Below are 18,407 nucleotides of genomic sequence, written 5' to 3'. Positions count from 1 at the left end.
CCTGACAGGCCCTTCATGACTGATTCGATGCTTCGCTTCGCTCGCCGTGGCCTCTGCGCAATCCTGATTGCCTGCATGCCGTTGATGGCCTTTGCGGCCCTCACCACCGACGATCTCGCGCCGCTCGCGGCCGATGACTTCGACGCCAAGTCCGCTGCCGTCGACAAGCTCATCGCCAACGCCGATGCCCCTTCAATCGCCGTGCTCAACGCGCTCTCCGATGGTTCTTTGGTCGCCACCGACGCGGGCAAAGTGCTGATCCAGACCGACGACGGCAACAAGGATCCGCTCACCAACAAGATCGTGGAAGCGCCCGATGCGCAACCCGTCACCCTAAACAATCTGCTGCGCTCAAAGGTATCGGGCGCGGTGTCGGGCTTGCAACTGGCGTCACCTGATATCGCCACACGGCGTGCTGCCATCGATGAATTGCTCAAGAACGCGGATCCCTCGATCAAACCTTTAGTCGATAAAGCCCGCGCCAAGGAAACCGATCCAGCACTTAAAAAACGTCTCGATACGCTCTGGGCCACGACCGCCTTACACGATACCGATCCGAACAAGCGCCTCGAAGCCGTGCAACTGGTTGCCGCGCGTCACGACCTCGATATGAACGAACTGCTGCGCCCGATCGTGGTCAAGAACGCGGACGGTACGTTTAACGAGCCCGATGAACGCGTGCGTGCCGCAGCGCAAGCAGGTATTGAAGAACTGAATTCGATTCAGCGGCGCGGCGAGATTGTCGGCACGATCTTCGCGGGTCTGTCGCTGGGCAGCGTGCTCTTGCTCGCGGCACTGGGCCTCGCGATTACGTACGGTCTGATCGGCGTGATCAACATGGCGCACGGCGAGTTTCTCATGATCGGCGCCTATGCCACGTACGTGGTCCAGAATCTCGTCCAGCACTACGCACCGGGTGCGTTCAACTGGTATCCGCTGTTCGCGGTGCCAGTGTCGTTTGCAGCGGCTGCGGTCGTTGGCATCGTGCTGGAACGGCTGGTGTTGAAACATCTCTACGGCCGTCCACTTGAGACGCTCCTGACCACGTTCGGCATCAGCCTGATCCTGATTCAGGCCACCCGAACGATCTTCGGCGCGCAGAACGTGCAGGTGACGAACCCCTCGTGGATGAGCGGCGGTGTCTCCATCATGCAGAACCTTATATTGCCTTACAACCGCCTGACCATTCTCGGCTTCTCGCTCGTTGTCGTGCTGCTCGCGTGGGTCGTGCTCACCAAGACGCGCTTAGGCCTGTTCGTGCGCGCCGTGACTCAGAACCGCCGGATGGCCGCGTGCGTCGGCGTAAAGACAGCACGCGTGGATTCATACGCCTTCGCATTCGGCGCAGGCATCGCGGGACTGGGCGGTTGCGCGCTCTCGCAGATCGGCAATATCGGGCCGGATCTGGGGCAGAGCTACATCATCGATTCATTCATGACGGTGGTGCTGGGTGGCGTCGGGCAACTCGCGGGAACGGTAATCGGCGGGTTCGGACTGGGGCTGGTCAGCAAGACAATCGAGCCGTTCTGGGGTGCGGTGCTCGCGAAGATCGCGGTGCTCGTGCTGATCGTGTTGTTCATCCAGAAGCGTCCTCAGGGCATGTTCGCCCTGAAGGGCCGTAGCGCCGAGGTTTGAGATGACTACACCCAACGTCTCAGCGAATCTCGATGTTGCACCGCAACCCGATGAGCAAGCCAGGCGCGAAGGTTTTGCTTTGGGCCTGCCGCCGCGTGCCGCGCTCCTTCCCCGCAGCGGCTGGATTGCGCTGATTGCGTTCGTGATCGCGATGGGTATCTGCGTACCCATCGCCGCGCTCGTGCTGCCGAAATCGAGCACGTTCCACCTAAGCGCCTATTCGATGACGCTTGTCGGCAAGCTCATGTGCTACGCGATCGGCGCGCTTGCGCTTGATCTCGTCTGGGGTTATTGCGGCATCCTGAGCTTGGGCCACGCCCTGTTCTTCGCACTCGGCGGATACGCGATGGGCATGTACCTGATGCGCTCGATTGGCCGCGAGGGGAACTATCAGAGCGATCTGCCGGACTTCATGGTGTTCCTCGACTGGCACAAGCTGCCGTGGTACTGGCAGGGCACTGAACACCTCTGGTATGCGCTGTCGCTGGTGATACTCGTGCCCGGCGTGCTCGCCTGGGTGTTCGGCTTCTTCACGTTCCGCTCGCGTGTCAAAGGCGTGTACCTGTCGATCATCACGCAGGCGATGACGTTCGCCGCGATGCTGCTCTTCTATCGCAACGAAACAGGCTTCGGCGGCAATAACGGTTTTACCGATTTCAAGCGCATCGCGGGGTTTCCGATTACATCGGCCAGTACGCGCACCGTGTTGTTCCTCATGACGCTGGGCGTGTTGATTCTGGCGTTTATCGCGGCGCGGGCGATTGTGACATCGAAGCTCGGGCGTGTGGTGACGGGCGTGCGCGATGGTGAAGCTCGATTGATGTTCCTCGGTTACAGCCCGCTCTCTTACAAGCTCTTTATCTGGACCGTGTCGGCGATTCTGTGCGGCATTGCAGGCGCGTTGTACGTGCCGCAGGTGGGCATCATCAACCCGAACGAGATGTCGCCGGGCAACTCCATCGAGATGGCGATCTGGGTGGCCGTGGGGGGACGGGGGACGTTGATCGGGCCGATTATCGGCGCGTTCGCGGTGAACGGTGCGAAGAGCTTTTTTACGGCGAACTTCCCTGAGTACTGGCTGTTCTTCCTGGGCCTGATCTTTACGCTGGTGCCCTTGTTGCTACCCAACGGCATCATGGGTCTGATCGATATGGCATTGCGTAAGAAGAAAGCGGGAGGACATTCACATTGAACACATCATTCACCTCGCCTAACACGTACAACGCATTGATCGTGGACTTGCCGCCGCTGCCGGAGATGAACGAGAAGAGCGAGCGCAACCAGAACGGCATCACGGGTCTTGGCCACGTGCTGGAACCGGGCGAGATCGATGTCTCGCACGGCACGATCCTGTATCTGGAAGACGTGACCGTAAGCTTCGATGGTTTCCGGGCGCTGAACAAGCTGACGTTATCCATCGATGTGGGCGAACTGCGCTGCGTGATCGGACCGAATGGCGCGGGCAAGACCACGATGATGGACGTGATTACCGGTAAAACCCGACCCGATTCGGGCAAGGTGTTTCTGGGCCAGACGTTTGACCTGACGCGCATGTCGGAGCCGGTGATTGCGCGCACGGGTATCGGAAGGAAATTCCAGAAGCCGACCGTGTTCGAGAATCATCCGGTGTGGGAGAACCTCGAACTCGCGATGAAAACCGACAAGGGGTGGTTAGCCTCGCTCAGATCGAAGCTCGACCGTCAGGCCCAAGCAAGGATCGAAGAGACGCTGGAGCTCATCCACCTTGAAGCCGATGCCACGCGTTTCGCAGGCGAGCTCTCGCACGGGCAGAAGCAGCGGCTGGAGATCGGCATGTTGCTGATGCAGCAACCGGCCTTGCTACTCCTCGACGAACCCGCTGCCGGCATGACGGACCATGAAACCATGCAGCTCGCGGAGTTGCTGAATAAACTGCGCGGCACGTGTTCGATGATGGTGGTCGAGCACGACATGGAGTTCGTCGCGGCGCTCTCGGGAGACACGGGACGGGTGACGGTGATGGCCGAAGGCAGCGTGCTTGCACACGGCACGCTGGACGAAGTAAAGCGCAACGAGAAAGTGATCGAGTCGTACCTCGGCCGATAAAGGAAATACAAATGCTCGAAGTCGATTCCCTCAACCAGTTTTACGGCGGCAGCCACATCCTGCGTGATGTGAAGATGACCGTGCCTGACGGAAAACTCACGGTGCTGCTGGGCCGCAACGGCGTGGGCAAGACAACCCTGCTGCGCTGTTTAATGGGCGTGGTGCCCACCAAAAGCGGCACGATCGCCTGGCGCGGCGCCAAGATCTCATCGATGCCCACTTACAAGCGTGTCTCAAGTGGCCTCGCTTACGTACCGCAAGGACGCGACATCTTCGGCCGCCTGACCGTAGAAGAAAACCTGCTGGTGGGCGCGGCGAGCCGCAAGTCGCCATCGAAAGTACCGGACCGGATCTACGACCTGTTCCCGGTGCTCAAGGAAATGAAAAGCCGGCGCGGTGGCGATCTGTCGGGCGGCCAGCAACAGCAACTTGCCATCGGCCGGGCGCTCATGAGTGAACCGCAACTGCTCATTCTCGATGAACCCACCGAAGGCATTCAACCGTCCATCATCCAGGATATCGGGCGCACGTTGCGTCAACTCGTCGATGAAATGGGCATGACGGTGCTGCTCGTTGAACAGTATTACGACTTCGCTCGCGAACTGGCTGACCGCTACTGGGTGATGAGCCGAGGCGAGATCGTAGCCGGTGGGGCGGGCGCGGATATGGAAGCGGAAGGCGTGCGGGAGTTGATCGCGGTCTGACGTTCGCCGTAACATGGCGATTCGCTCCGATCCCTAAAGCCTCATGCATCACGAACCTATAGCCGCCCTACTGCCAGCTACAGCCCCCGATTCCGACGAGTGGCATGGCAGGCTCGAACTCGGCTTCACGCATCAGCCTTCGGGGCGAACCGCGCTCACGCATCGGAAACACGTCGGCCCACTGCGCATGCAACGGCCCCTGTACCCGGAAGGCGAAACGATCTGCCACGCCGTAATCGTGCATCCGCCGGGCGGCGTCGCAGGCGGCGACCGGCTGGCAATTGACATCGACTTGGCCGAGCAAACGCACGCGGTCATCACTACGCCGGGCGCGACCAAGTGGTACAAGGCGAACGGCAAGCTCGCCACGCAGCGCATCGATATCCGCGTTGGCGCAAACGCAAAGCTCGACTGGCTGCCGCAGAACAACATCGTGTTCGAGTCATCGAACGTTGCGCTGGATTTCACGTTGACGATGGACCCGACGGCAACAGCGATCGGCTGGGACGCGATGCAACTGGGCCGGCAAGCAGCCGGCGAACGATGGTCGGACGGACGGCTGGCATCGACGGCGCGGATCAGGGACAGCCAGGGCCGGCTCCGCTGGTCCGAGCGCGCGTTGCTCTCCGCCAATGACCCTCTACGGCTCGCGCCACAGGGTCTTGCAGGCTTCCCCGCCTACGGCACGCTCTGGGCGATCGGACCGGCCTGCGACGACGCGCTGGCGGAATCCCTGACAGCACAGCTTCCGTTCAATGAAACCCTGCGCGCCGCCGCTTCCTGCGTCGCCCCGGGCGTGTTGATCATCCGCGCGGCAAGCCATTCGATGGAGCCACTTCAACAGTTAATGATCGAATGCTGGACTACGTTGCGCCCGCTGATTCACGGCGCCGATGCCCGACCATTACGGCTTTGGACAACGTAGCCGGGTAATTCCTCAGAAAATGCGCACCACAAACGCGCACAATTACGCCCATACTTTGTGCATCACCAAGACGTGCATCGCGCTTAAGCCCGTCCAGAAAGGCACAAAGGCAATGGCACGACTCTCGCTTTACTCCCTTTCCGACGAGTGCGTCCATGAATGAGACGCACCGCGCCACATCGCGATCCAAGGAAAGAGAATCAAATGACCAACACGCTTCGCCGCAACGCTCTTCGCACGGCAGTCGCTGCCCTCATCGCCCTCCCGGCTCTTGCTCTAGCCCCGCTGACCGCCCACGCCGACGCGCTCGATAACGTCACGAAAGCCGGCGTCCTGAAAGTCGCCGTGCCGGAGGATTACCCGCCGTTCGGCGCGGTCGGCGGCGATATGCAGCCGCAGGGTTATGACATCGATATGGCCGCGCTGCTCGCCAAGTCGCTGGGCGTGAAGCTGGAGCTCGTGCCGGTCAACAGCGCGAATCGCGTGCCGTACTTGACGACAAACAAAGTGGATCTGGTGATCTCGTCGCTAGGCAAGACGCCGGATCGCGAGAAGGTCATGGACTTCTCCGCGCCCTACGCGCCGTACTTCCAAGGCGTATTCGGGCCGGCCAATATCAAGGTCACCGGTCCCGCCGATCTCACCGGCAAGACGGTAGGCGCCACGCGCGGCGCGCTCGAAGAAATCGCGCTGACGCAAATGGCGCCGAACGCGACCATCAAGCGTTTCGAAGACAACAACGCAACTATCCAGGCGTTCCTTTCCGGCCAGGTCGATCTGATTGCAGCGGGCAATATCGTGGCCGCAGCCATCCTTTCAAAGAATCCCCCACGCCGTCCGGAACCGAAATTCATCATCAAGAACTCGCCGTGTTTCGTCGGCATGAACAAGAATGAACCGCGCCTGCTGGCTAAAGTCGATGCAGCCATCGCCCAGTCGAAAAAGGACGGCTCGCTCGAAGCCATGTCGGAGAAGTGGTTCAAGGCGCCGTTGCCGGCCGGTTTGTAATCAGACGCGTCACTCCGAATCAAGCTCAAAACCAAGCTTAAATAACAAGGCGCCGATTTAATGGCTTATCAACTCCAGTTCGGCGATCTCGGGCAATACGCCGGCATGTTTGCGAGCGGCGCGGCGGTAACACTTGGGCTGACCGCTGTATCGACCGTGCTCGGCCTCACCGTCGGCATACTCGGAGCCGCGGGCAAAGACAGCAAGTATCCGGCGGTGCGCTCGTTCGTTGGCGGCTACGTAGAAGCGATCCGCAATACGCCGTTCATCGTGCAATTGTTCTTCGTGTTCTTCGGGCTGCCGGCGCTGGGTATTCGTATCGATGAATACGTCGCCGCCGTGCTCGCCATGACGCTTAATCTCGGCGCGTATTCGGTGGAGATCATCCGCTCGGGTATTGCGGCTGTGCCGAAGGGGCATCTTGAAGCAGCGGCGTCGCTGGCCATGACACGCGGCGAGACTTTCAGGCATGTGGTCTTGCCGCAAGCCATCGCGAAAGTGTTCCCTGCGCTCACCAGCCAGATCGTGATCACCATGCTCGGTTCGGCGGTAGTTTCGCAAATATCCGTTGCCGACCTGACCTATGCCGCGAGCTACATCCAGTCGCGCAACTTCCGCGCGTTCGAAACGTATTTCCTGATCACGGCGGCGTATCTCGTCATGGCGATCCTCTTGCGCTTCGCGCTTAACGAAGCAGGCAAACGCCTGTTCGCGCGCAATCTGCGAGGTGCCCGATGATCGAATTTACCTTCGAGCAGATACTCACCAATCTGTTGCTCGCGGCGCGCTGGACTATCGTGTTGTCGATCGTTTCGTTCGTGGCCGGCGGTATCGTGGGCTTCGTCCTGCTCGTGATGCGCGTGTCGAGTTCGCGAGTGTTGCGAACCATTGTGAAGGTCTACATCGAGATCTTCCAGGGCACGCCGCTCCTGATGCAACTGTTCCTCGTGTTCTTCGGTTTGCCGCTGCTCGGCATAGAAGTCCAGCCCTGGATTGCGGCAACCGTCGGCCTCACGCTGTTCACCAGCGCCTATCTCGCGGAGATCTGGCGCGGCTGCGTTGAAGCGATTCCCAAGGGTCAGTGGGAAGCATCGTCCAGTCTCGCGATGAATTACTTCGAGCAACTGCGTCACGTGATTCTTCCGCAAGCTACGCGCATTGCTATCGGCCCGACAGTCGGCTTTGGCGTGCAGGCCGTGAAGGACACGGCGCTGGTCTCGATCATCGGCTTCACCGAACTTACGAAAGCCGGCACGATGATCTCGAACGCGACCTTCAGGCCGTTCGTGGTCTACGGTCTCGTCGCCGTGATCTATTTCGTGATTTGTTATCCGCTTACCCGCTACGCGCGCACGCTCGAAAGGAAATGGAATGCCGCTCGTTGAAACCCAAAACTTGAAGAAGCAGTTCGGCGCGAACCAGGTCCTGAAGGGCATCGATTTTTCGGTGGAATCGGGACAAGTGGTGGCAATCATCGGACGCAGCGGCTCGGGTAAAAGCACCTTGCTGCGGACCTTGAACGGACTGGAAAGTATCGACGAAGGGTCGATCGAAATTGACGGCGAACACATGGACGCTCGTCATGCCGATCTGCGCGCGCTGCGCTTGAAAGTCGGCATGGTGTTCCAGCAGTACAACCTGTTCCCGCATCTCACCGCGGGACAGAACGTGATGCTCGCGCAGACTGTGGTGAAGAAGGTTCACAAGGCAAAGGCGCGCGCGACCGCCGAGCAAGTGCTTGAACGCGTCGGCCTCGCCGATAAATTCAACGCGTACCCCGAGCAACTGTCGGGTGGACAGCAGCAGCGCGTGGCTATCGCCCGGGCGCTCGCAATGAAACCGACGGTCCTGCTCTGCGATGAAATCACATCCGCGCTCGACCCCGAACTGGTGGGTGAAGTATTGGCCGTCGTGGAAAGCCTCGCCGCCGATGGCATGACACTCATCATGGTCACGCACGAGATGCGCTTTGCGCGGCGTGTATCGAACAAGGTCGTGTTCATGCATCAGGGGCGCGTGTGGGAAAGCGGCACGCCGGAGGAAATCTTCGAGCGGCCGACGACCATCGAATTGAAGAAATTCATCCAATGAAATCGTAGGGTTGCAATGCTAGGATTCTTGCAACACTGACGCTGGCAAAATCGGCCTAATCCGAGAGACCCGAGACACGTTCCAATCCCATGAAGCTCACTCACCGCGAAAAAGACAAGCTGCTGATCTTCACCGCCGCGCTGCTCGCCGAACGCCGACGTGCACGCGGGCTGAAGCTGAACTATCCGGAGGCCATCGCGTTCATCTCGGCGGCGCTCATGGAAGCAGCACGCGACGGCCGTACCGTCGCCGACGTGATGCACTACGGCACCACGCTGCTCACACGCGACGACGTCATGGACGGCGTGCCGGAAATGATTCCGGACATCCAGATAGAAGCTACCTTCCCCGACGGCACCAAGCTCGTGACCGTCCATCATCCGATTCCCTGAACTGCCCTGCCCTCACTTAAAAGGAGCCGCGCATGATTCCCGGCGAATATCTCATCGATGATGGTGAGCACGAACTCAACGCGGGCCGCGAGACGGTGTCCGTGACGGTATCGAATACAGGTGACCGGCCGGTGCAGGTCGGTTCGCATTTTCATTTCTTCGAAGTCAACACGGCGCTCACGTTCGATCGCGCTAAAGCGCGTGGCTTCCGGCTGAACATTGCGTCGGGTACGGCCGTGCGCTTCGAGCCCGGCCAGGAGCGCACTGTTGAACTCGTGGCGCTGGCAGGCGATCGCCGAGTCTACGGCTTCAACGGCCTCGTCATGGGGCCGCTTTGATCTCAACTTCAGGATTATCGAAATGACGCTACGCATCGGACGCCGCGCCTACGCGGAGATGTTCGGCCCGACTACCGGCGACCGCGTGCGTCTCGCCGATACCGACCTGCTGATCGAAGTCGAACGCGACTTCACCACCTACGGCGAAGAAGTGAAATTCGGCGGCGGCAAGGTGATTCGCGACGGCATGGGCCAGTCGCAACGCGTGCACGCCGACGTGGTGGATACGGTCGTGACGAACGCGCTGATCCTCGATCACTGGGGCATCGTGAAGGCGGATATCGGCATCAAGAACGGGCGCGTGTTTGCGATCGGCAAGGCAGGCAATCCGGATATTCAGCCGGGCGTGAACATCGCGATTGGCGCGGCGACCGAGGTGATTGCCGGTGAAGGGATGATCGTGACGGCGGGGGGTATCGACTCGCATATTCACTTCATCAGCCCGCAGCAAATTGATGAAGCGATAGCATCAGGCGTGACGACGATGCTAGGCGGCGGAACCGGCCCGGCGACCGGCACGAACGCGACGACCTGCACGCCGGGACCGTGGCATCTCGAACGCATGCTGCAAGCAGCCGACGGCTGGCCGGTGAACCTCGGCTTTCTCGGCAAGGGCAATGTGAGTTTGCCCGCGCCGGCGATCGAACAGATCAAGGCCGGCGCGATTGGGCTGAAGCTCCACGAAGACTGGGGCACGACGCCGGCTGCTATCGACAACTGCTTATCGGTCGCCGACGATACCGACACGCAAGTCGCCATTCACACGGACACGCTGAACGAAGCGGGTTTTGTGGAGACGACCGTGGCCGCGTTCAAGGGCCGCACGATCCACACATATCACACGGAGGGCGCGGGCGGCGGCCATGCACCCGACATCATCAAGGTCTGCGGCGAGCCGAACGTGCTGCCTTCATCGACGAATCCTACGCGTCCGTACACCATCAACACGCTCGACGAACACCTCGACATGCTGATGGTTTGCCACCACCTGGATCCATCGATTGCGGAAGATATCGCGTTCGCAGAATCACGGATTCGACGCGAGACGATTGCTGCCGAAGACATCCTTCATGACCTGGGCGCGCTGTCCATGTTGTCTTCCGATTCGCAAGCGATGGGGCGCGTTGGCGAAGTCATCATTCGGACGTGGCAGACCGCGCACAAGATGAAAACGCAGCGCGGCGCGTTGCCAGAAGACTCATCGCGCAACGACAATTTTCGTGCGAAACGCTACGTCGCCAAGTACACGATAAACCCGGCGATCACGCATGGTATCGCGCATGAAGTGGGTTCCATCGAACCGGGCAAATGGGCGGATCTCGTCTTCTGGGAACCGGCGTTCTTCGGCGTGAAACCTGCAATGATTCTGAAAGGCGGCATGATCGCGGTCGCGCAGATGGGCGACCCGAACGCATCCATTCCGACGCCGCAACCGGTGCATTACCGCGAGATGTTCGCCACCCGCGGCGGGGCGTTGGGAAAGACTTCTCTGACGTTTGTCTCGCAGATGGCGCTGGACGATGGAATCGGCGAACGGTATGGATTGAAGAAGCAAGTGGTCGCGGTGAAGAACTGCCGGAACATCTCGAAGACCGACATGGTTCACAATGCATACATGCCGTCCATTACTGTCGATCCGGAAACGTATCAGGTGGTAGCCGACGGCCAGTTGCTCACCTGCGAGCCGGCAACCGTCTTGCCGATGGCGCAGCGCTACTTCCTATTTTGAGACTTTCATGCGCACGATCGATAAACGTATCGAAGCGAAACTTGCCGCACCGTTGATCAAACGCGCGCCTACATTAACTCTTGGCTTCGATGACCGCTGCAAGAGCCGCCTGGCAGCAATGCTGGATAACGGTGAGGAAATCGCGCTGGTGCTGCCGCGCGGCACGGTGCTGCGCGACGGCGACATGCTAGTTGCCGACGACGGCGGACTGGTTCGCGTGATCGCTGCGCCGCAGGACGTGCTGGTTGTCCACGCCCACGATCCCATTACGTTGACGCGCGCCGCGTACCATTTGGGCAATCGCCACACGCCTGTGGAAGTGACCGCGGGGCAGTTGAAACTGGAAGCTGATCCGGTGCTGGAAGACATGCTGAAGCGTCTGGGCGCGCATGTCGATCACGCGACGGCGCCGTTTCAGCCAGAGACGGGCGCGTACGGCGGCGGTCACAAGCATGGCCATGACGAGACGTTTGTAGAGGACTATGCGCTCGCGCAAAAGGTCTTCGATGAACATCATGGGCACGATCACGGACACGCGCACGGCCATGATCACGGTGACCATTCGCAATGCGCCCGTGGGCACGGGGACCACGAAGCCCACGACCACGCCGCACACGCTCATGGCAAAGACCATGACCACGAAGGCCACGATCACGAAGGTCACGACCACGACCACGGTCATGCGCATCGCTGAACTCACTGCCCTGCTTCATCTGGCGTCGCCGGCATTGCCTATCGGCGCGTTCAGTTACTCGCAGGGTCTTGAGTCGGCAATAGAACACGGCTTGATCCACGATGGCGACAGCGCTCGCGAATGGATCGCCAGCGGGCTGACGAATGTGCTCGCACGCGGCGAGTTGCCGTTTCTTGCACATCAGATCACCCGCTGGCGTGATCACGATGCAGCAGGACTCGCCGCCGCCGATGAAGAATTCCTCGCCAGCCGCGAGTCCTCGGAATTGCGGCGCGAGACGCAGCAGATGGGCTGGTCGCTTGCGCAGTTGTGCACGCAGCTTGAATGGGGCGACGCCGCGCGTTTAGCCACGTTAAACGCCATCAAACCGATTTCGCAGCCGACCGCGTTCGCCTTCGCCGCCTACGCCAACGATGCCGCCACCGACGCCGCCCTCGCCGCCTACGCCTTTTCGTGGGTCGAAAACCAGGCCGCCGCCGCGTTAAAAGCCGTACCGCTAGGCCAGATCGCGGGCCAGCGGATCATCGTCGCGTTGCGCGTTGCCATCAATACCGCTGTAGAAAAAGCGCTCGACACATCGCCCGGCGAAATCAACACCTTCGCGCCGCAGCTCGGCATTCTCTCGGCGCGCCACGAATCACAATATTCACGCTTGTTCCGCTCTTAAAAACCATGAACGCACCCGTCTATTCCGCCGCTGCCCGCCGCTCCAAGAAACTGCCGCCCTTGCGCGTGGGCGTGGGAGGTCCGGTCGGCTCGGGCAAGACCACATTGCTCGAAATGCTCTGCAAGGCGATGCGCGACAAATACGATCTCGTCGCGATCACCAACGACATCTACACGAAAGAGGATCAGCGCCTGCTGACGGTTGCGGGCGCGTTGCCGGCCGAGCGCATCATGGGCGTGGAAACGGGCGGCTGCCCGCACACGGCGATCCGCGAAGATGCGTCGATCAACCTGGAAGCCGTCGACCAGATGATCGAGCGTTTCCCGGATGCGGATATCGTGTTCATCGAATCGGGCGGGGATAATCTCGCGGCCACCTTCAGCCCCGAATTATCGGACCTGACTATTTACGTGATCGATGTCGCCGGCGGCGAAAAAATTCCGCGCAAGGGCGGCCCGGGCATCACGAAGTCCGACCTGCTGGTCATCAACAAGATCGACCTTGCCCCGTATGTAGGCGCAAATCTCGACATCATGGCCTCCGATGCGAGGAAGATGCGCGGAGAACGGCCATTTGTCATGTGTAACCTGAAGGCGCTGGAAGGGCTCGACGTCGTGATTCGCTTCATCGAAAAGAAGGGTCTGCTCGCGGCCTGAGTGTCGGTTTCAGGGCTCGGGAGAAACTGTTCTCAGACGATCGAGTGCGTTAACATGTCGCCTTGCCCTTTTTACGGCCATAGGCCCGCTTTCGGAGACCTCTGATCGACAGTCCTGACACGCTCCTGACTCGCGACGCCGCTGTGCGGCTGAAATCGTCGCCTGCGGCCTCTTCGACACCCATGGCGCAACCGTCCAAGCGCATCGCCGTGCTGTTTCATATCGCGGATTTCAACGACGGCGGCATCGAATCGTCGTTGATGCAATGGCTGCGGATCTACGACCGTGCGCGCTTTTCGGTGACGTTGTCCGTGATGTTTTCGTCCCCCGCGTTCGAACAGCGCTTTCGCGCGCTGGTTCCCGCGGACGTTGGCGTCGAGATTCTCACCGACAAACCCTGGCTCAACCTGTTCCAGGCGCGTCGTTACGCGCATCGGCTGAGCAGGCTCGGCCGCGTCGGCCGCGACGTCTTCAACACGCTCGCCGTGCGCCCCTACGTGAAGGCACGCGTGGCCGCCCTGGCCCAGCGTCACGACATCATCATCGACTTCGACATGTCACTGCGCCGCCTGGCCGGCCGCTTCGGCGTGGCGTGGCTCGGCGTGAACCATTTCAGTTTCGATGCACGACTCGGCGGCCGGCGCCGGAAAATGAAACGGCTGCTCGCGCAATATGGGCGCTACGACGGCATTGCCGCGCTGAACCGCCAGATGGCCGATGAAGCGAGCGAGCTGTTCAACGGCCATTTGCGCAATGTGTTTGTGCTGCCGAATGCGATTGATATCGACCGGATTCGCGAGAACGGCGCGCATGTGGAAGCGCCGCCGTGTGCCGGGCCGTATATCGTTTCGGTAGCGCGGCTCGACGAGATCCAGAAGGATCACGGGACCCTGCTGCGCGCTTACGCACAGCTTGTTAGGACGCACGGTGACGGTGAGTTGCAGGAAGACCTGGTGATTGTCGGCGACGGCGGTTTTCGCGGCGAGCTGGAAGCGTTGGCGGTGGAGTTGGGAATCGGCAAACGCGTGCATTTCACGGGGTATCGGAACAATCCGCACGCCGTTGTGGCGCACGCGAGTGCGCTGGTGCTCAGCTCGCGCTACGAAGGCATGCCGATGGTTTTGCTGGAGGCGCTCGCGCTTGGCAAGCCGGTGATTTCAACCGATTGCCCGACCGGGCCACGGGAGATCCTGGACAACGGGCGGTTCGGGCTACTGGTTCCTATCGGCGATGTGGACGCCATGGCAGCGGCGCTGTCGCGGTTGTTATCGGACCATGCGCTGCGCGATGGCTTTACGCGTGAAGCGCTGGAACGGGCGCGGGCGTATGGCGTGGAGGCAAGCAATGAGCGGTTCGTTGCTTGCGTGACGCGGATTTTGGCGGAGCGCGGGTAGGTCACGAATTGTTCGCTCGCGCCGCCAGAAGCTAGACGGCGCGAACGTCCGACTCACTGTTCCTCTGCTTGCGTGCGCAACAACGCCCCCAGCACCGCCACCGTCCTCGCCGTCGCCCCGCGATGCTTCGCCGCGAACGCCGACGCCGCCGCGCTCATGGCGAGCCGGCGGGGTTTATCGGAGAAAAGTTCCTGCAGGCCGCGCGCCAACGCCGCCGGATCGCTCACCCGCAACGCCGCGCCTTCCGTGATCGCATCGTTCGTTGCTTGCGTGAAATTGAAGGTGTGCGGGCCAATCAGCACCGGCACGCCCGCCGCGCACGCCTCAATCAGGTTCTGCCCGCCCAGCGGCAGCAAACTCCCGCCGATAAACGCCAGATCCGACGCCGCGTAATACGCGCTCAGCTCGCCCATCGAATCGCCGAGCAGCACGTTGACGTCCGGAGGCAATACCGGCGCGGCATCGATTCCCGATCCCGCTGCCGCCGCCCGTCCCGCCCAGATGGAACGACGCACATAGGACTGCGCGGCGGCATCGATCAAAATGGCTACTTCATCGAACCGCTGTGGATGGCGCGGCACGAGGATCAGCAACGCATCGGGAACGCGGGTCCGCAAAGTCGTGAACGCATGCAGCACCAGCGCTTCCTCACCCTCTCGCGTGCTCGCCGCGACCCACACCGGGCGCTCCCCAATCGCCGCGCGCCATGCATGCCCACGCGCATAGAGTTCGGGCGGCGCGGCCATATCGAACTTCAGGTTGCCGAGCACCGTGACATTGCGCGCGCCCAGCGCGCTCAGGCGGTCCGCGTCGGACTGTGTCTGCGCCAGCACACGCGTAAAACCACCGAACACTTCGCGCGTTGCATGGCCGAACTTTGCCGCGCGTTTGAACGAGCGCGCCGACATCCGCGCGTTGGTCAGCACCAGCGGGATATCGGCGCGTTTGCATTCGTCGATGAGCGTCGGCCACACTTCCGTTTCCATCACGATGCCCAGCGACGGCCGCCACGCGCGCAAGAACCGCCGCACGAGCGACGGCGAATCGTAGGGAAGGTAGCTCCGCGAAATTCGGTCGCCATAAAGCTCCACGCCGGTCGCGCGGCCGCTCGGGGTCATGTGCGTCAGCAGGATGCGGGCATCGGGATGGGCTTGCTGCAACGCTTCGATCAACGGTTGCGCCGCGCGCGTCTCCCCTACAGACACCGCATGCACCCAGATCAACGGCGCGAGGTCGTCGGCACGGCGTGCAGGACCCAATCCAAACCGTTCGCCGATATGTTCGCGATACCCCCGCTCCCGCCGCGATCGGATCAATAGTCGCAACACCGCGAGCGGCGCGACGAGCCACCATAACGCGCGATACACGAGCCTCAGCATCGGCCGCCCTCACGGCAGACGCTCGACAACGACGGTAACGTCGGCAACGATCCCTCACCGCGCACGTGAAAACCCGCGCAAAGGACCGAACCTGCGAAACACGCCCACCGGGCTGCGGCGCTCAAACCAGCGCCCTGCCTTTCAGGCGTTGCAGGATTCCGAGCGGCGCGCAGTCGGGCTGGGCCATGGCGCTGACGGGAAGGAAGAAAGTTTGCTCGAGCATGTACTGGCCGGACATGACGGCGTGTGAAGTTTGATCGGAGAAACACACCCATACGCAACCGGGCGGAAACGGCATTTCCTGCTGCGGCGATGTCGCTTGATAGTCGAGATCGGCCTTCATTGCGTCGTGCAAATGGAGCATCAGGTGGTCGTATTCGCTGCGTGGCGTCTTGGTGATATGCAGGAGATTCATGAGCCACGCCGCGCCGGGAACCGGAGCTTTGATTGCTGGCAGGAAGCGGTTCGCCATGTCCTCGAACGGCTCGCCGACGCGCCACACACGCGGCGCGCCATCCGGATTGACGTTGGTGAACACGCGCAGGATGCGCTCGCCATAATTGGGCCGCGACGGAAACGCATCGACGTGAAGGCGGCTGTCGTCCTTGCGCCACGACGTCTCGCGCGTTTCCACGCGATGCAGCCGCAAGCTGGTCGGCGCGACCCGCAACTTGTCGCGATATTCAGGGAACAGCCCGTCGACCAGCGAGCGAGCGTTCGCCTGATAGCGCGCGATCAACGCCCGGACGGCGGATTGCGTGACGGCGTCGCCGAGTACACCCGCGAGCGCGCCGCCATTGGGCGCGAGGCTGATGTTCTTGCGCTCGGGATCGGCAACCTTCGGGTCCAGGAGCGCCCGTTCGCCGCCCTCTATGGCAAACGTCAGACGCGGGAAATACAGGACTTTGCCGCGCTCGACGCCGGCCAGCAACGCCTCGCGCGGCACGGAAAGCTGCTGGCCCTGCCAGTCGGCGGAGGCAACTTCAATAATTTGAGATTCGGTCATGTGCCTTCGATTTGTTTGGATGAGCGAGTGAGCGGGCTCGATGTTTCGCGATTATCGTGACCGGGGTCGATCGGCTTCAATCGGGCTCGATTGGCTTCTATTGACGCATCGGGGAAACGTTGCGCCCCGGCGATCGCGGTGCATTTTCGCTCAAACCGACTGCAAAATCCGCGACGCGCAAGGCCAGCAGTTGATGGACCTCAAACCACCGGGTTTCGCTTCGCTCCGTCAAACGACGCGGCGCCGGTTTATTTCGGCGATTGAGCCAAGCCTTCGAACCGAAGCCGTTTCCTCACGCGATGCCCGTTACTGCTTCTCACCCTATCCGATACCTATACCGCTACCGCCCCACTGCTGCTCGTGTATCAAAGCAGCCCGAACCCTGCGAGGGTCGCTTTGACTTGCTGCAACGTCGGGTGCTGGTTTGCGCTACCCAGATTCACCACGCGCGGCGACCAGTAACCGCCCGTGCGCCAGGCGGTCGAGAAATTGTACAACTCGACGGTCGGGCGCTTCAGGGCTGCCGCGATGTGCACGAGTCCCGTGTCCACGCCTACCGTTGCTGCCGCGCCGTCGATCAGGCCAACCACAGCCGGCAGCGAGAGTTTCGGCGGCACGACCGCTGCTGCGCCGAATTCTTTCGCCAGTTTGTCGCTCGTTTCGCGTTCGGTCTCGCTGCCCCACGGAAGCACGATTGAAACTCCGCGGCGGATCAGCGTCTGGCCGAGTTCGATCCAGGCGGTTTCGGGCCATTGTTTATCGGCGCGGGACGTGGCGTGGACGAACACCACGTACGGCACCGGCAGGTTCAACCCTGCCTCCGATAACGCCAGCGCGGCGCGGCGGGTATCGATGCCGAATTCGATCGCATCCGTTGCTTCGGGGCGTGGATCGCCGAGTGCGGCTGCGACCAGTTGCCGGGTGCGTTCGACCACGTGCGTGCGCGGCTCGATGGGCACGCGTTTGTTGTAGAAGTAGCGAACGGGCCATTCGTAGCCGGCGCCGTCGGTGCGGTTACCCAGGCCGACCAGCGTACCGCGCGCCCAGCTTGCGACCCATGCGGTTTTGATGAGCCCCTGGCAGTCGATGACGAGATCGTATTTTTCGGCGGCGAGTGTGCGGCGGAAGCGTTGGATTTCGCGCCAGTTATCGAGGGAAAAGAGGCGTTTGCGCCAGCGCCGCAGTGAGAACGGGATGGCGCGGCGGACGCCTTCGACCAGTTCGACGAGATCCGTGAAGCTCTCTTCGACTAGCCAGTCGACCTGGGCATCGGGGTGGAGACGACGGATATCGGCGATGGCCGGCATGTTATGGACGACGTCGCCAAGGGACGACACCCGGACAATCAAGATCTTTTGCACGCTGGACACGGTGGGCGCCGTCGGATTGGACGACGCGTGGACAATTTTGAGATGCGCCGGAGTTTACCGCTGGCGCTAGGTCTTGGGGTTGGTTTTTCGCTTGAGCTGGGGGTTCTGGTTTTCGCTTGGGTTCTGGTTTTCGCTTGCGGTTCGGTTTAGGCTCGCGCTGGTGTTTGGGGCAGTATTTGCAGCGTAGCAGTCAGGGTTGATGCTTGGGCGCCAGGTTTCTGCGTTAGCGGTCGGGGTCAGTGCCGGGTTGCTGCTTTCGGCGTTAGTGGTCTGCTTGACTCGGATTTTCTCTTTATCACTGTTAGCCACTGTGCGTGGCGGCACGTCATTTCTT

General features: G+C 61.3%; 20 protein-coding genes. 16 read left to right on the top strand and 4 right to left on the bottom strand.

What is annotated here, in order from left to right:
- The first annotated feature begins 75 nt into the window (after nt 1–75).
- The 16 genes from urtB to GSQ93_RS22400 all read left to right on the top strand — a co-directional run bounded on the left by urtB (nt 76) and on the right by GSQ93_RS22400 (nt 14,318).
- A complete protein-coding gene (urtB, locus tag GSQ93_RS22475; RefSeq protein WP_254074001.1) occupies nt 76–1,635 on the top strand; it encodes an urea ABC transporter permease subunit UrtB in 1,560 nt (519 codons plus the stop codon).
- Nucleotide 1,636: 1 nt separating this feature from the next.
- Nucleotides 1,637–2,827, top strand: a complete 1,191-nt coding sequence (urtC, locus tag GSQ93_RS22470) for an urea ABC transporter permease subunit UrtC (protein WP_158937847.1) — start codon at nt 1,637–1,639, stop codon at nt 2,825–2,827.
- A gap of 65 nt (nt 2,828–2,892) precedes the next feature.
- Nucleotides 2,893–3,720: an urea ABC transporter ATP-binding protein UrtD gene (urtD, locus tag GSQ93_RS22465; RefSeq protein WP_158937983.1), complete on the top strand. Its 828-nt coding sequence runs from the start codon at nt 2,893–2,895 to the stop codon at nt 3,718–3,720.
- Between the two features lie 11 nt (nt 3,721–3,731).
- Nucleotides 3,732–4,424, top strand: a complete 693-nt coding sequence (gene urtE, locus GSQ93_RS22460; protein WP_158937846.1) for an urea ABC transporter ATP-binding subunit UrtE — start codon at nt 3,732–3,734, stop codon at nt 4,422–4,424.
- Nucleotides 4,425–4,467: 43 nt separating this feature from the next.
- Nucleotides 4,468–5,349, top strand: coding sequence for an urease accessory protein UreD (locus tag GSQ93_RS22455; protein ID WP_158937845.1), 882 nt, complete (start codon nt 4,468–4,470; stop codon nt 5,347–5,349).
- 204 nt (nt 5,350–5,553) lie between these two features.
- Nucleotides 5,554–6,357, top strand: coding sequence for a transporter substrate-binding domain-containing protein (locus tag GSQ93_RS22450; protein WP_158937844.1), 804 nt, complete (start codon nt 5,554–5,556; stop codon nt 6,355–6,357).
- 60 nt (nt 6,358–6,417) lie between these two features.
- Entirely contained in the window at nt 6,418–7,095 is a 678-nt protein-coding gene (locus tag GSQ93_RS22445) for an amino acid ABC transporter permease (RefSeq protein WP_158937843.1), read from the top strand.
- Entirely contained in the window at nt 7,092–7,742 is a 651-nt protein-coding gene (locus GSQ93_RS22440; protein WP_158937842.1) for an amino acid ABC transporter permease, read from the top strand. The genes GSQ93_RS22445 and GSQ93_RS22440 overlap by 4 nt, the downstream gene beginning before the upstream one ends.
- Nucleotides 7,729–8,448 (top strand): amino acid ABC transporter ATP-binding protein, encoded by a 720-nt coding sequence (locus GSQ93_RS22435; protein WP_031362363.1) that lies wholly within the window; start codon nt 7,729–7,731, stop codon nt 8,446–8,448. The genes GSQ93_RS22440 and GSQ93_RS22435 overlap by 14 nt, the downstream gene beginning before the upstream one ends.
- Before the next feature lie 89 nt (nt 8,449–8,537).
- Entirely contained in the window at nt 8,538–8,840 is a 303-nt protein-coding gene (locus GSQ93_RS22430; RefSeq protein ID WP_031362362.1) for an urease subunit gamma, read from the top strand.
- Between the two features lie 32 nt (nt 8,841–8,872).
- Entirely contained in the window at nt 8,873–9,178 is a 306-nt protein-coding gene (locus GSQ93_RS22425; protein ID WP_158937841.1) for an urease subunit beta, read from the top strand.
- 22 nt (nt 9,179–9,200) lie between these two features.
- Nucleotides 9,201–10,907: an urease subunit alpha gene (ureC, locus tag GSQ93_RS22420; protein WP_158937840.1), complete on the top strand. Its 1,707-nt coding sequence runs from the start codon at nt 9,201–9,203 to the stop codon at nt 10,905–10,907.
- Between the two features lie 7 nt (nt 10,908–10,914).
- On the top strand, nt 10,915–11,601 hold the full coding sequence (ureE, locus tag GSQ93_RS22415; protein WP_158937839.1) for an urease accessory protein UreE: 687 nt from the start codon (nt 10,915–10,917) through the stop codon (nt 11,599–11,601).
- Nucleotides 11,588–12,268 carry an urease accessory protein UreF gene (locus GSQ93_RS22410; RefSeq protein WP_158937982.1) on the top strand — a complete coding sequence of 227 codons (681 nt, stop codon included), beginning with the start codon at nt 11,588–11,590 and terminating at the stop codon, nt 12,266–12,268. The genes ureE and GSQ93_RS22410 overlap by 14 nt, the downstream gene beginning before the upstream one ends.
- Nucleotides 12,269–12,273: 5 nt before the next feature.
- On the top strand, nt 12,274–12,924 hold the full coding sequence (gene ureG / locus GSQ93_RS22405; RefSeq protein ID WP_089161280.1) for an urease accessory protein UreG: 651 nt from the start codon (nt 12,274–12,276) through the stop codon (nt 12,922–12,924).
- A 182-nt stretch (nt 12,925–13,106) separates the two neighbouring features.
- Nucleotides 13,107–14,318 carry a glycosyltransferase gene (locus GSQ93_RS22400; RefSeq protein ID WP_158937838.1) on the top strand — a complete coding sequence of 404 codons (1,212 nt, stop codon included), beginning with the start codon at nt 13,107–13,109 and terminating at the stop codon, nt 14,316–14,318.
- A 53-nt stretch (nt 14,319–14,371) separates the two neighbouring features.
- Here GSQ93_RS22400 and waaA read toward each other — a convergent pair whose 3' ends face one another.
- The 4 genes from waaA to GSQ93_RS37815 form a co-directional block, all read right to left on the bottom strand.
- Nucleotides 14,372–15,697, bottom strand: coding sequence for a lipid IV(A) 3-deoxy-D-manno-octulosonic acid transferase (gene waaA, locus GSQ93_RS22395; RefSeq protein WP_158937837.1), 1,326 nt, complete (start codon nt 15,695–15,697; stop codon nt 14,372–14,374).
- Nucleotides 15,698–15,818: 121 nt separating this feature from the next.
- Nucleotides 15,819–16,703, bottom strand: a complete 885-nt coding sequence (locus tag GSQ93_RS22390) for a Kdo hydroxylase family protein (RefSeq protein WP_158937836.1) — start codon at nt 16,701–16,703, stop codon at nt 15,819–15,821.
- A gap of 365 nt (nt 16,704–17,068) precedes the next feature.
- Nucleotides 17,069–18,064, bottom strand: a complete 996-nt coding sequence (gene waaC, locus GSQ93_RS22385) for a lipopolysaccharide heptosyltransferase I (protein ID WP_158937981.1) — start codon at nt 18,062–18,064, stop codon at nt 17,069–17,071.
- A gap of 75 nt (nt 18,065–18,139) precedes the next feature.
- The coding region (locus GSQ93_RS37815) for a hypothetical protein (protein WP_216857655.1) at nt 18,140–18,407 on the bottom strand (268 nt) is incomplete at its 5' end.

Source organism: Burkholderia sp. S171 (genome assembly GCF_009766085.1).
GTDB lineage: Bacteria > Pseudomonadota > Gammaproteobacteria > Burkholderiales > Burkholderiaceae > Caballeronia.
This window is presented reverse-complemented; position numbering and strand designations above follow the sequence as displayed.

Excerpts from the sequence above, each read along its gene's own strand:
- GSQ93_RS22390 (WP_158937836.1), bottom strand. The coding sequence starts at position 16,703 with ATGACCGAATCTCAAATTATTGAAGTTGCCTCCGCCGACTGGCAGGGC.
- urtB (WP_254074001.1), top strand. The coding sequence starts at position 76 with ATGCCGTTGATGGCCTTTGCGGCCCTCACCACCGACGATCTCGCGCCG.
- urtD (WP_158937983.1), top strand. The coding sequence starts at position 2,893 with ATGAACGAGAAGAGCGAGCGCAACCAGAACGGCATCACGGGTCTTGGC.
- urtC (WP_158937847.1), top strand. The coding sequence starts at position 1,637 with ATGACTACACCCAACGTCTCAGCGAATCTCGATGTTGCACCGCAACCC.
- ureC (WP_158937840.1), top strand. The coding sequence starts at position 9,201 with ATGACGCTACGCATCGGACGCCGCGCCTACGCGGAGATGTTCGGCCCG.
- GSQ93_RS22400 (WP_158937838.1), top strand. The coding sequence starts at position 13,107 with ATGGCGCAACCGTCCAAGCGCATCGCCGTGCTGTTTCATATCGCGGAT.
- urtE (WP_158937846.1), top strand. The coding sequence starts at position 3,732 with ATGCTCGAAGTCGATTCCCTCAACCAGTTTTACGGCGGCAGCCACATC.
- GSQ93_RS22430 (WP_031362362.1), top strand. The coding sequence starts at position 8,538 with ATGAAGCTCACTCACCGCGAAAAAGACAAGCTGCTGATCTTCACCGCC.
- GSQ93_RS22445 (WP_158937843.1), top strand. The coding sequence starts at position 6,418 with ATGGCTTATCAACTCCAGTTCGGCGATCTCGGGCAATACGCCGGCATG.
- GSQ93_RS22450 (WP_158937844.1), top strand. The coding sequence starts at position 5,554 with ATGACCAACACGCTTCGCCGCAACGCTCTTCGCACGGCAGTCGCTGCC.
- GSQ93_RS22440 (WP_158937842.1), top strand. The coding sequence starts at position 7,092 with ATGATCGAATTTACCTTCGAGCAGATACTCACCAATCTGTTGCTCGCG.
- GSQ93_RS22425 (WP_158937841.1), top strand. The coding sequence starts at position 8,873 with ATGATTCCCGGCGAATATCTCATCGATGATGGTGAGCACGAACTCAAC.
- waaA (WP_158937837.1), bottom strand. The coding sequence starts at position 15,697 with ATGCTGAGGCTCGTGTATCGCGCGTTATGGTGGCTCGTCGCGCCGCTC.
- ureE (WP_158937839.1), top strand. The coding sequence starts at position 10,915 with ATGCGCACGATCGATAAACGTATCGAAGCGAAACTTGCCGCACCGTTG.
- GSQ93_RS22410 (WP_158937982.1), top strand. The coding sequence starts at position 11,588 with ATGCGCATCGCTGAACTCACTGCCCTGCTTCATCTGGCGTCGCCGGCA.
- ureG (WP_089161280.1), top strand. The coding sequence starts at position 12,274 with ATGAACGCACCCGTCTATTCCGCCGCTGCCCGCCGCTCCAAGAAACTG.
- GSQ93_RS22435 (WP_031362363.1), top strand. The coding sequence starts at position 7,729 with ATGCCGCTCGTTGAAACCCAAAACTTGAAGAAGCAGTTCGGCGCGAAC.
- GSQ93_RS22455 (WP_158937845.1), top strand. The coding sequence starts at position 4,468 with ATGCATCACGAACCTATAGCCGCCCTACTGCCAGCTACAGCCCCCGAT.